Source organism: Bacteroides sp. Phil13 (assembly GCF_001940965.1).
In the GTDB taxonomy this organism is placed as follows: domain Bacteria; phylum Bacteroidota; class Bacteroidia; order Bacteroidales; family Bacteroidaceae; genus Bacteroides; species Bacteroides intestinalis.
Genome location: NZ_MSHA01000033.1, coordinates 15,832 through 28,508 on the forward strand (window position 1 = coordinate 15,832; position 12,677 = coordinate 28,508).

12 protein-coding genes are annotated in these 12,677 nt (G+C 42.1%); 8 read left to right on the plus strand and 4 right to left on the minus strand.

The genetic code is table 11. The features are described from left to right. The first annotated feature begins 245 nt into the window (after positions 1 to 245). Entirely contained in the window at positions 246 to 482 is a 237-nt protein-coding gene (locus BWI44_RS05575) for a hypothetical protein (protein WP_118296543.1), read from the plus strand. Positions 483 to 560: 78 nt separating this feature from the next. On the opposite strand, the gene clpB is transcribed toward BWI44_RS05575, so the two are convergent. Beyond that, entirely contained in the window at positions 561 to 3,149 is a 2,589-nt protein-coding gene (clpB, locus tag BWI44_RS05580) for an ATP-dependent chaperone ClpB (protein WP_195210000.1), read from the minus strand. Between the two features lie 557 nt (positions 3,150 to 3,706). Here clpB and BWI44_RS05585 point away from each other — a divergent pair. From BWI44_RS05585 to BWI44_RS05610, 6 genes are all read left to right on the plus strand, one after another. Further along, on the plus strand, positions 3,707 to 4,309 hold the full coding sequence (locus BWI44_RS05585; protein ID WP_195210001.1) for a DUF6621 family protein: 603 nt from the start codon (positions 3,707 to 3,709) through the stop codon (positions 4,307 to 4,309). A gap of 43 nt (positions 4,310 to 4,352) precedes the next feature. After that, on the plus strand, positions 4,353 to 5,249 hold the full coding sequence (locus tag BWI44_RS05590) for a LysR substrate-binding domain-containing protein (protein WP_195210002.1): 897 nt from the start codon (positions 4,353 to 4,355) through the stop codon (positions 5,247 to 5,249). 190 nt (positions 5,250 to 5,439) lie between these two features. Then, entirely contained in the window at positions 5,440 to 6,516 is a 1,077-nt protein-coding gene (locus BWI44_RS05595) for a YeiH family protein (protein WP_195210003.1), read from the plus strand. 176 nt (positions 6,517 to 6,692) lie between these two features. Next, entirely contained in the window at positions 6,693 to 7,208 is a 516-nt protein-coding gene (locus BWI44_RS05600; protein WP_118296548.1) for a GFO_1088 family ECF-type sigma factor, read from the plus strand. Then, positions 7,189 to 7,716, plus strand: coding sequence for a PG0215 family putative anti-sigma factor (locus BWI44_RS05605; protein WP_007665648.1), 528 nt, complete (start codon positions 7,189 to 7,191; stop codon positions 7,714 to 7,716). The genes BWI44_RS05600 and BWI44_RS05605 overlap by 20 nt, the downstream gene beginning before the upstream one ends. A 6-nt stretch (positions 7,717 to 7,722) precedes the next feature. Further along, a complete protein-coding gene (locus BWI44_RS05610; protein ID WP_195210004.1) occupies positions 7,723 to 8,514 on the plus strand; it encodes a DUF4252 domain-containing protein in 792 nt (263 codons plus the stop codon). A gap of 73 nt (positions 8,515 to 8,587) precedes the next feature. On the opposite strand, the gene recA is transcribed toward BWI44_RS05610, so the two are convergent. The 3 genes from recA to BWI44_RS05625 all read right to left on the minus strand — a co-directional run bounded on the left by recA (position 8,588) and on the right by BWI44_RS05625 (position 11,523). Then, entirely contained in the window at positions 8,588 to 9,625 is a 1,038-nt protein-coding gene (gene recA / locus BWI44_RS05615; protein WP_007665644.1) for a recombinase RecA, read from the minus strand. A 161-nt stretch (positions 9,626 to 9,786) separates the two neighbouring features. Further along, the gene (gene bcp, locus BWI44_RS05620; RefSeq protein ID WP_007665642.1) at positions 9,787 to 10,233 is read right to left on the minus strand and encodes a thioredoxin-dependent thiol peroxidase; all 447 of its coding nucleotides are present in this window, start codon (positions 10,231 to 10,233) and stop codon (positions 9,787 to 9,789) included. 96 nt (positions 10,234 to 10,329) lie between these two features. Beyond that, positions 10,330 to 11,523: a saccharopine dehydrogenase family protein gene (locus tag BWI44_RS05625; RefSeq protein ID WP_195210005.1), complete on the minus strand. Its 1,194-nt coding sequence runs from the start codon at positions 11,521 to 11,523 to the stop codon at positions 10,330 to 10,332. Positions 11,524 to 11,787: 264 nt separating this feature from the next. Between BWI44_RS05625 and BWI44_RS05630 the strand changes: the two genes are divergently transcribed. After that, positions 11,788 to 12,579 carry an META domain-containing protein gene (locus tag BWI44_RS05630; protein WP_195210006.1) on the plus strand — a complete coding sequence of 264 codons (792 nt, stop codon included), beginning with the start codon at positions 11,788 to 11,790 and terminating at the stop codon, positions 12,577 to 12,579. The last annotated feature ends 98 nt before the right edge of the window (positions 12,580 to 12,677 follow it).

Below are 12,677 nucleotides of genomic sequence, written 5' to 3' on the forward strand. Positions count from 1 at the left end.
AAAAGCGTTTTATATTATCTTGTACTTGAAATCTGGACAATTTCACGCTATTCAAGGATAATAGACAACAAACGTTCATGCTCTGTTGTATATGCACATGTATATATAGTTCGGAGCGTGGGTTGTTGTATATTATTTGAATAGTGGCAGTCCAGAGCCCCAGGTACAATAATAACAACAGTTCCCACGCTTTTTTATTATGAATTTACTGCCTTGAGGGGGAACTTGAGGTTGGCAATGATAAGATGGAAGAACATAAGAGCGTAACAGTACAGGTAGATAAAACTGCTGGTAAGATATATGTGGGCGGAGTGTTGCCTAACGCTACGCTTTGTTTATACCATATCCGGGGAAAGGTGATCGATGTAAAGCAGGCGAAAGGAGAAAATATTTCTTTCGATTTGCCATGTGCAGGAGATTATGTGTTGGTTGTGACGCATCCCTTATCCACACCAGTTGTTAAGCAGCTCGCTATAAAATAAGAAAAAGGCTGTCTTGTTTCTGGATGAAATGTACTTCAGAACTAACAAGACAGCCTTTTTTATCTCCGTTTTTTAGGTTTAATTTTTAAATACTAACCCTTCACCGCTGGCATCTACTGTAATCGGTTTGCTACGATCTACTTCCAGAGATAACAGTTTCTTCGACAAGTCATTCAGCAAGTAATGTTGGATAGCCCGTTTTACAGGACGAGCACCAAACTCCGGATCATATCCTACTTTTGTCAGGAACTCTATAGCTCCTTCCGTCAATATCAATTCCACACCATTTTGGGCAAGCATCTTTTGTACACCTTTTATCTGAAGTACCACAATCTGCTTGATTTCGCTTTCGGTCAATGGCAGGAACATGATTGTTTCGTCGATACGGTTCAGGAATTCCGGGCGAATAGTTTTCTTCAACATATTCATCACTTCCTTCTTCGTTTCCTCAATTACCTGCTCCTTGTTGGCACCATTCAGTTTTTCCATCTGACTTTGGATATAAGCACTACCCATGTTAGATGTCATGATAATGATGGTATTCTTGAAATTTACCACACGTCCTTTGTTATCCGTCAGACGTCCGTCGTCCAATACCTGAAGTAAGATATTGAATACATCCGGATGTGCTTTCTCTATTTCGTCGAACAGTACGACTGAATAGGGCTTACGTCGGATAGCTTCGGTCAACTGGCCACCTTCATCGTAACCTACATATCCCGGAGGCGCTCCGACCAAACGAGATACGCTATGCTTTTCCTGATATTCACTCATATCGATACGCGTCATCATAGACTCGTCATCGAAGAGGAACTCGGCAAGAGCCTTGGCAAGTTCCGTCTTACCAACACCGGTAGTACCGAGGAAGATAAACGAACCAATCGGGCGTTTTGGATCTTGCAGACCGGCACGGCTGCGGCGTACAGCATCAGCGACAGCTTCGATAGCTTCGTCCTGGCCAATCACACGCTGGTGGAGCTCATCTTCCAGATGCAACAATTTGTCTTTTTCACTTTGCAACATCTTGCTGACCGGAATACCTGTCCAGCGGGATACAACATCTGCAATATCCTCAGCATCTACTTCTTCCTTAATCATGGCTTTATCGCCTTGCATCATGTGAAGTTCTTTTTGAGTATCTTCGATTTCCTTGTTCAAAGCTTGTAGCTTACCGTAACGGATTTCGGCTACTTTGCCGTAGTCACCTTCACGTTCCGCCTTATCAGCTTCAAATTTAAGGTTTTCGATTTCAACCTTATTCTGTTGTATCTTGTTGACCAATGTCTTTTCACTTTGCCATTTCGCTTTGTGCGATTTCTCTTGTTCTTTCAGTTCGGCAAGTTCCTTGCCGATTTGTTCCAGTTTCGGTTTATCGTTTTCACGTTTAATAGCTTCGCGCTCAATCTCCAGCTGTTTGATCTTGCGGGAAATTTCATCTAACTCTTCCGGTACGGAATCTACTTCCATACGTAATTTAGCAGCGGCTTCGTCCATCAGGTCGATAGCCTTATCCGGTAAGAATCGGTCTGTGATATAACGATTACTCAACTCCACAGCGGCAATGATGGCATCGTCTTTAATCCGTACATGGTGGTGGTTTTCATAACGCTCCTTCAGCCCACGCAGGATGGAGATGGTACTCAGCGTATCCGGTTCATTGACATATACGATCTGGAAACGGCGTTCCAATGCTTTGTCCTTTTCAAAGTACTTCTGATACTCGTCGAGGGTAGTTGCACCGATACTTCTCAGTTCGCCACGAGCCAGTGCAGGTTTCAGGATGTTGGCGGCATCCATAGCGCCTTCACCTTTTCCGGCACCAACCAAAGTGTGGATTTCGTCAATAAAGAGAATTATGTCTCCTTCTGATTTTTTCACCTCATTAATAACAGCTTTCAAGCGTTCCTCGAACTCACCTTTATATTTAGCACCGGCAACCAATGCTCCCATATCCAGTGAATAAACTTGTTTATTCTTCAGGTTTTCAGGTACATCACCGCGCAGAATACGGTGGGCAAGACCTTCTACAATGGCAGTCTTACCGGTACCCGGTTCACCTATTAATATAGGGTTGTTTTTGGTACGACGGCTCAGAATCTGCAATACACGCCGGATTTCTTCGTCACGACCGATAACAGGGTCGAGCTTACCGCTTCGGGCGGCTTCGTTCAGGTTGATAGCATACTTTTCAAGTGACTGATAGGTGTCTTCGCTGGATTGTGAAGTCACTTTTTCTCCTTTACGCAACTCGGTGATGGCATTACGAAGTTCACGTTCCGTCATTCCTGCATCTTTCAGGATGGTGGAAACGGTACTTTTTACAGTGAGCAATGCCAGCAACAGATGCTCCAGTGAAACAAACTCGTCACCCATTTCTTTGGAATATTGGGTAGCTTTCTGGAATACCTCATTTGTCTCGCGACTTAAGTAAGGTTCTCCACCCGAAACTTTGGGCAAGGAGTCAGTTTGTTTGTCAAGTACAAGTGCAACCTGTTGACCATTCATGCCCAGCTTCTGAAAGATGAAGTTAGTGACGTTTTCGCCTACCTTCATTACTCCTTGCATTACATGAACTGGTTCGATAGCTTGCTGTCCACGGCTTTTGGCCAGGTTCAGTGCTTCTTGCACAGCCTCTTGCGATTTAATGGTAAAATTGTTAAAGTTCATATCTTATATCTCCTTTCTATTTTTCATTTTCAATAACACCTAAGGGGGCGCAAAAGATTTGCCAATAGCCTATTTATGACAAAATTGCAGTTAATAAATGAATAATAATGACAAAATGGCTGTATGGCGTTGCGGGATTTATATAACTTCTGCCGAAACTAAGATGAGATAGCGGTAAGGTTACTTCAAAAGTGCATAGTTGGTTATGAATTTAAAGATAAATTACTGTTCCTTTCTGTTCGAAGATTTCGATTTTTAGGAAAAAGTTGAAAATGTTGCTTTATAACATCTTGTATTTCAGGTGTTTAAAAAGAGGGTATCTGACATAACGGCTGAGGTACCCTCACATAACGACTGAGGTACCCTCACTTAACGACTGAGATACCCTTGCATAACGACTGAGGGTACCTCAAATAACGTCTCAAGTCAGATGTAAATATAAAAGAGTGAATTTCGACTTTTTATTTGGTTCATACCGGGAAAATTTTGAATAGTTTTCATGCTGGGTTAAAAGGATTATCGTATCTTTATCCCTCAAAAATAGAATAGAATATATTATGGCAGAAGATGTAAAGTTCGCAGAGAATGTGATACTGGTGGATGTAGCATATTTCAATGATGTGGTTAAGGACTTAAAGAGATACTTTGAATTGCAGTTGGGACGTCCCTTGCAGAATATCTATGTGGAAGAATGGGCTTCTTATCTGGCACTTGATTCTGGTGTTCGTGATAAAGAAAACAATATCGGAGTGCTTTTTGTACATGATGGGCAGACTGCTAAATTGCTTCATTGTGATCCCGCAGATTTAAATAAAGACTTAAATGGGGTGGGATTTACGAATCAGTTAGGTGAGTTTTCATTCACTTCTGTATCTTCTGAGGGACTTGTTTCCCGGGCGAACCTCTATCTTGATCTGCTGAATATAGCACTCGATTCTGCTGATGTGAAGCGTCTCGTGCTGGTTCCGTTTATAGATGATTATGGTGCTAAACTTATGGAGGTTCTTGAGGAGCATCTAAGGGAAGCTGATTCGGAAAAATCGAAAGAAGTATTCCTTTTCAATATGGATGAACCTGCTCATCCTCTTGGTTGTAAGTGGGATTTATTGGGTTATTCCATGATGCGTGCGTTAGGCGTTAAAGCCGAAGAATTGGAATAGTTCTGTTTTAATCATCTATTATTAATCCTTAATCACTAACTCCGTGTCTGATTTTCGATTAAAAGTATTTCAATCTGTGGCGAAGAATCTGAGTTTCACGAAAGCTTCGCAAGAGTTGTTTGTCAGTCAGCCTGCCATTACAAAGCATATACAAGAATTGGAGAGTACCTATCAGGCGCGTCTGTTTGATAGGCAAGGTAGTAAAATCAGCTTGACGGAAGCTGGTAAGTTGCTGCTGGAGCATTGTGGCCGTATCTTGGAAGATTACAAGCGACTGGAATATGAAATGCATCTGCTGCATAATGAATATACGGGAGAACTGCGTTTGGGGGCCAGTACTACAATTGCCCAATATGTTTTGCCTCCGTTGCTTGCCAGCTTCATTAAGAAATTCCCGCAAGTAAACCTTTCGCTGATGAATGGTAATTCACGTGAGATAGAAGCTGCTTTACAGGAGCATCGCATAGACTTGGGGCTGGTAGAGGGCGTTTTTCGTTTGCCAAATCTGAAATATTCTCATTTCTTGGATGATGAACTTGTGGCTGTGGTGCACACTAAAAGCAAGTTGTCATTACCGGAAGAGATTACTTCCAAGGATATGCTGAGTATTCCTTTAGTACTTCGTGAACGTGGCTCCGGTACGCTTGATTTGATAGAGCGAGGTTTGAGTCAATGTGGCATTAAGCTTTCTTCACTCCAGGTGTTGATGTACCTTGGCAGTACGGAAAGTATTAAGCTTTTCCTTGAAAAAGCGAATTGCATGGGGATTGTCTCTATACGTTCCATTAGTCGTGAATTGGCTTCTGGTATTTTCCGTGTGGTTGAAGTGAAAGACATGCCTATGTTCCGTGATTTCAGCTTTGTGCAGCAGCAAGGGCAAGAAGGAGGATTGGCGCAAGTTTTCATGCAGTTTGCAATGCATAATGGAAGTAAACTGTAATTTTGCAAGTGCTGTCTGTGCACATTAATTTTAAAATGTGAAGTGCTTTGTAGTGAATAGTGGGGTGATTTTTGCTTGGCTATTACTTTCTGTTATCATGTATAATGAGATTTAAATAGGATAGAAAATGTGAATGACGTACCTTTGCGCCAGTTAAAAAACAAACATTATAAATACTAAATTTAACTTTATGTTTAGTCGTGGTAACAGAGGTAATACTTTGCATGGCATTCTGCTGATTGCCTTATTTTCTTTTTCAGCTTTTTATATAGCTGAGATTCCTTTCGTAAAAAGTCTTTCTTTTAGTCCGCTAATTGTGGGTATCATCTTGGGTATGGTATACGCCAATAGCTTACGTAATCATTTGCCGGAGACATGGGTGCCGGGTATAAAGTTCTGTACTAAGCAAATACTACGTGCAGGCATTGTGCTGTATGGCTTTCGTCTGACGCTGACGCAGGTGGCAGAAGTCGGTCTGCCTGCCGTGGTTATTGATACCATTGTAGTGGCTGGTACAATTTTTCTGGGTATCTGGTTGGGCAAATTGTTGAAGATAGACAAGGATACGGCATTGATGACCTCTACGGGCAGTGCCATTTGTGGTGCGGCAGCAGTGTTGGGTGCCGAACCTGTAGTAAGGTGTGAAGGGCATAAAACGGCTATTGCCGTGTCTACTGTTGTTATTTTCGGTACGATTTCTATGTTTCTATATCCAATTATGTATCGTGCCGGACTACTTGATGGTTTAAGTAATATGGGAGTTGCTATTTATACGGGTAGTACTTTGCATGAAGTTGCTCATGTGGCGGGTGCGGGTAATGCAATGGACCCTACGGATGCATTGGGCATTGCCGGACCGGCGACTATTACAAAAATGATACGTGTGATGATGCTGGCCCCTGTATTGGTTATAATGAGTTTTGCTTTGGCAGGGCGTAAGAGAGTAGATGCTGAAGGTAAGGCAGTGAAAAGCAAGATTACTATTCCTTGGTTTGCTTTTGGTTTTATTGGAATTATTTGTCTGAACTCTCTTTTGCAATATTTGACAGGTGCGGAGACAGTGAAAGAAATTCCTCTAAATGGGGCGATTGAATATATAGATACTTTTATGTTGACAATGGCTATGACGGCATTGGGTACTGATACCAGTATTGATAAATTCAAGCAAGCCGGTGCCAAACCGTTTGTTTTGGCTTTTTTACTTTACATATGGTTGGTAGGTGGCGGTTACTTGTTGACTAAATATCTGGTGCCGGTGTTGGCATAATCTGATTTATATGTGGAGCCCGGAGAGACTTTGTCCGGGCGTTAAGGTTTCGCTCCTGCAAACTGATAAGTTTTGTAGGGGCGATTTTTTTTATTTTCTTTGTAACAAAGTTCCGTCCCTTTACGTCTAACAAATAGATACAACAAATAAACAGGATTGAGATACAGAAAAAGCCCATGGATGCTGAAAGTTTTAAAAATGAGTTTCTGCCTTACCACCGCAAGCTATACTGTGTAGCCTATCGGCTACTGGAGAATGCGGCCGATGCGGAGGATCTGGTTCAGGAAGCCTATCTGAAGCTATGGGATAAGCGAGAAGGATTGACGGTTATCAGCAATCCGGAAGCGTTCAGTGTCACTTTGGTAAAGAATATGTGCTTTGATTTGCTCCGTTCAGGAAAATATGTCTTATCCAGACAGACGGTAGAATTGACTGCTGCGCAGGATGTTTCTCAAAATGATAACCTGGAAGTGCGCGACGAAGTACGGCAAGTAAAAGATATCATTGCCCACTTGCCCGAACAGCAGCAACGGATTGTGAACCTGCGTGACGTCAAAGGATGCTCTTACGAAGAGATAGAACAAGTGACCGGGTTGAATTCTACAAATGTTCGTGTACTGCTGTCCCGGGCAAGGAAAAGAATACGTGAGGAATTTAATAAATGGAATAACTATGAAAGTCGAGGAAATTGAAAGGCTGCTCACCGAGTTTTACGAGGGGAACACTACCGAGAGCCAGGAAGAGGCGTTGAGAGATTATTTCAGAACAACGGAAGTACCTGAACATCTGCAGAAGGATAAAGAAATTTTTCTTAGCCTTTATCAAGACGCAGATAGAGATGTGGAAGTTCCTGCGGGGCTGGGGGATAAACTAAGCCTGCTGATTGATGAAAAGGCTGAGGAAGAGCAAAGGTTCTTCAGTCCTAACAAGTCCAAACGCAACTGGCGCTGGATTGGAAGTGTTGCAGCTACCATATTGGTGATTATCGGTATAGGGTATGGGGTCGAAAATCTCGGAAGAGGGGTGTGTCCGCCTACACCGCAAGATACATTCTCTGATCCGGAAGAAGCTTATCAGGTGCTGCAAGCTACTTTAATGGAAGTTTCTACCAATTTGAACCAAGGCATTGCTCAGGTGAAGGAGACGCAGGTTGATATGAAGAAAGTAAATCAGGAAATAAAAAAAGAAATACAAAGATAAATGATTATGAAACTCAACAAGATTTTATTGGCAGGTGTGTTGCTGATGTTACCCCTGCTCTGCCAGGCGCAGAAAAATATATTCAACACCTACAATGATATGAAGGGCGTCTCCTCCGTTTATATCTCAAAGGCGATGATTGAAATGAATCCTAACCTGTTCACGAAAGATATCTATATAGGAAAGGTATCCGGTAAATTGGATTGTGTGCAGATTCTTTCTACGATGGATAGCAATATCAAGAAAGACATGCGTAAGGATTTGCGTGCATTGGTGCAGTCCTCTAAGTATGAGTTGCTGATGAAGCAGAAAGGCACCGTATCCAGTTCCGAATTTTATATCAATAGGAAAGGGGATAAAGTAAAAGAGCTGATTATGATTATTGATGGTGCTGCCAACTTGAAGTTTGTTTATCTGGAAGGCGAAATGACTTTAAAGGATATTCAGAATATCATGATGTATCAGAATACAAGTATGAATGAGGGAGGGAATGTATATCGTATCGTAGATGGTACTCTTGATTTGGCCGATTTGGGCGTTTTGAATGGTCTGCAAGGATTAGAGAGCTTGCAAGGATTAGAGGGTTTGCAAGGATTAGAGGGTTTACAAGGCTTGGAAGGTTTAAAGAGTCTGGAAAGCTTAAAAAGTCTGGAAAGCCTGAAAGGATTGAAAAGTTTGAAAGACTTAGGTAAGTTGAAAGATAGCGAATATTTAAAGAAACAGATGGATGCTGATACCTGGAAACGATTTGAGGAAAGCATGGAGATGCTTGAAAAGCGTTTGGAAGACCTAGAATGAGGCCATCTGCTGATAGGTGTAAATAGTTTGTTGAAAAGGGGGAGCCGATTCCGGTTCCCCCTTTATTGTGAAATTATTTGTCCTTTCTAAGTGCCTCGAAAATCAATCCTTCCAGTTCTTCTGCCAGTTCCGGATTATCGGCAACCACTTGTTTGGCTGCATCACGTCCCTGTGCCAGTTTCGTTTCATTATAGCTGAACCAGGAACCGCTTTTCTTGATGATACCTAAATCTGCACCCAAATCAATGATTTCACCGGCGCGGGAAATACCTTCACCGAACATGATATCAAATTCTGCTCTACGGAAAGGAGGTGCCACTTTGTTCTTTACTACTTTTACTTTAGTCTGCTTGCCTAATACTTCGTCACCGTTCTTGATAGCCTGGCTTCCGCGAATATCCAGACGTACCGAAGCATAGAACTTCAAGGCATTACCACCAGTAGTTGTTTCAGGATTACCAAACATAACGCCAATCTTTTCACGCAGCTGATTGATGAAGATACATGTGGTACGTGTCTTGCTTACGGCTGCTGTCAGTTTACGCAATGCCTGAGACATCAAACGTGCCTGCAAACCAACCTTATTGTCACCCATGTCACCTTCGATTTCTGCTTTTGGAGTCAGGGCAGCTACAGAGTCCACAACGATAATATCGATTGCAGAAGAACGGATCAGCTGTTCTGCAATTTCCAGAGCTTGTTCCCCGTTGTCAGGTTGAGAAATCAATAGGTTGTCTACATCTACACCCAACTTGGCAGCATAGAAACGGTCGAATGCATGTTCTGCATCAATGAATGCTGCAATGCCCCCTGCTTTTTGTGCTTCGGCAATGGCATGGATAGCCAGAGTCGTTTTACCGGAAGATTCCGGACCATAAATTTCAATGATACGTCCGCGGGGATAGCCGCCAACGCCGAGTGCTACATTCAGTCCGATAGAGCCCGTGGGGATTACTTCTACTTGTTCGACGCTTTCGTCTCCCATTTTCATGATAGAACCCTTGCCGAAGCTCTTTTCTATCTTGTCCATAGCTGCCTGCAAAGCTTTCAGCTTTTCGCTTGGTGCTATTTTATTTTCGTTCTCAAAATTAAGTTCGTCTTTCTTTGCCATCTTTATGTTTACGATTTTATGAATTACGATTCAAATTAGTTTATTTACGATTTACAAATTTACGAATTACGATTTAAATTAGTCTATTTAGCAATTTGGGATTTCCGTTTACCTTACAAGAGTTACCTTTAATCGTAAATCGTAAATAGTCAAATCGTAAATTATAGGATTTGTGCGGCGTGGTCTTTGGTTTTTACTTCCTTCGGCGTGATAATCCGCTCTATCACCCCTTCTTCGTTTATAATGAAGGTGGTGCGGAAAGTACCCATATACTTACGTCCGTACATACTCTTTTCTCCCCATACTCCGAACTGTTCTACGAGTTTCTTGTCCGTATCTGCAATCAGTGGAAAAGGTAGATTATTTTTCTCTATAAATTTCTGGTGCGACTTTTCATTATCCACGCTTACGCCAATTACCTCGTAACCGGCTTTGCGTAGCTCAGAATAGTTATCACGCAGGTTGCAGGCCTGTGCCGTACATCCCGAAGTCATATCTTTAGGATAGAAATAAAGAACTGTCTTTTTTCCTTTATAGTCGCTGAGGCGGATTTCTTCGCCTTTTTCATTGATGCCCAGTACTTCGGGCGCTTTATCTCCGACTTGCATAATCTATAATTAAATTAAAAATGAAGAATGAAGAATTTCCTTTTGGTATGCTTTCACCGTGCAGCTGAATTCTTCATTTCTAGTTCTTCATTTAGTTTATACTTCCAAATCTTTATCAAACACCTCATGCCACGGCAATCCTTGTTTGTTTAGTTGTTCCATGAACGGGTCCGGATTAAACTCTTCCACGTTCCATACCCCCGGCTTCTTCCATAGTCCTTTGAGGAACATCATGGCACCTATCATGGCAGGAACACCTGTTGTATAGCTAACTCCTTGCATGCCGGTTTCCTTATAGGCTTCCTGATGGCTGCAATTATTGTAAACATAGTAAGTGCGTTCTTTACCATCTTTCAGACCACGGATACGGCAACCGATGGAGGTTTCTCCTTCGTAATTTTCGCCCAGGTCTTGCGGGTTGGGCAATACGGCTTTCAGGAATTGTAACGGAACAATCTTCACTCCGTTATAATCCACTTCGTCGATGCGTGCCATACCAATATTTTGGATTACTCGCAGATGAGTCAGATATTCCTGACCGAAAGTCATCCAGAAACGTGCACGTTTAATGGTTGGGAAGTTTTTCACCAAAGATTCCAGTTCTTCGTGATATAAAAGATAAGAGTCACGTGGCCCGATATTCGGGTATGTCAGATCTTTATGGAGTTCCAGAGGTTGAGTAGTTACCCATTTTCCATTTTCGTAATAACGTCCGTTCTGTGTGATCTCACGGATGTTGATTTCCGGATTGAAATTCGTGGCAAATGCCTTGTGATGATTGCCCGCGTTACAGTCTACAATATCCAGATACTGCATTTCATCAAAATAATGCTTGGCGGCGTAGGCAGTATAAATACCACTTACACCCGGGTCGAAACCGCAACCCAGGATAGCGGTCAGTCCGGCATCCTCAAAACGTTTCTTGTATGCCCATTGCCAGCTGTATTCAAAGTGAGCCACATCTTTCGGTTCATAGTTGGCAGTGTCCAGGTAATTAACTCCGCTTTTGAGGCAAGCTTCCATAATGGTAAGATCCTGATAAGGGAGTGCTACGTTTATGACGATTTCGGGTTTGAAGCTATTAAAGAGAGCTACCAGTTCATCCACATTGTCGGCATCCACCTGTGCGGTTCGGATGTTAGGGTTACCGATTGCTTTTACGATAGCGTCGCATTTGGACTTTGTGCGGCTGGCAATCATAATCTCAGTGAATACATCCGGATTTTGAGCCACCTTGTGCGCAACGACGGTACCTACACCGCCTGCACCGATAATAAGAACTTTACCCATTTCTTTTAATAACAAATTACGAGTTACAAATTATAAACTAAAGGACGGAATCTTTCCGTCTCCATTTCATGATAAAAAGTACGTTTCCCTCATCAGGGAACCTCTTTTTTTATGGTGAGCAAATATAGGATTTAATTCGCAGATAAACATTAAAATCCCACTAAATACTTTTCAAAAAAAGCTTCTATTTCTAAACAAACTGCTTGTATTTGGGTTATTTTGTATATATTTGCCCCGTAAAATTAACTTAAACAACGAATAACAATGAAGAAAGTTTTAGTTTCTCTCTGTATGGCAGGGGCTTTGGTAGCTCTGTCATCTTGTCGCTCGTCCAAGGATGCTGCGACCTTATCTTCCATCAATGGTGAATGGAATATTATTGAAATAAATGGTGCTGCTGTAGTGCCTGCTCCTAATCAGGAATTCCCTTTTATCGGTTTTGATACAAATACCGGAAAAGTATTCGGTAACAGTGGTTGCAATCGTATGATGGGTTCGTTTGATGTGAATGCTAAACCCGGTACAATTGATCTCGGTGCCATGGCAAGCACACGCATGGCTTGTCCGGATATGACCCTGGAACAAAACGTTTTGTCTGCTTTAGGACAAGTGAAGAAATATAAAAAACTGGGCAAGGAGAATATAGCCTTGTGCGGTTCATCCAATCGCCCTATTATTGTATTACAAAAGAAAAACCCTACAGTGAAATTATCGGATTTGAGTGGTAAGTGGATAATTTCTGAAGCCGGTGGCCAGGCCATTCCCGAAGGCATGGAGAAGCAACCGTTCATTGAATTTAATCTTTCGGAGAAGAGAATACACGGTAATGCCGGTTGTAATCTTATTAACGGTGGATTTGTTGCAGATAATGAGAATTCTTCTGCTATCTCTTTCCCGCAGCTTATCAGTACGATGATGGCTTGTCCGGATATGGAAGTGGAAGGCCGTGTGATGAAAGCATTGAATGAAGTAAAGTCTTTTGGTAAATTGGCAGGCGGTGGCATCGGACTTTATGATGCAGACAATACGCTGGTGATGGTGTTGGTTAAGAAGTAATCCGAGAAAACAGAATACAGAAAAACGGAGATGTGTCAAAACTAAGGCACATCTCCTTTTTTTATATTTAAATGTTTTTTTCTCTATGCGACTCTTTT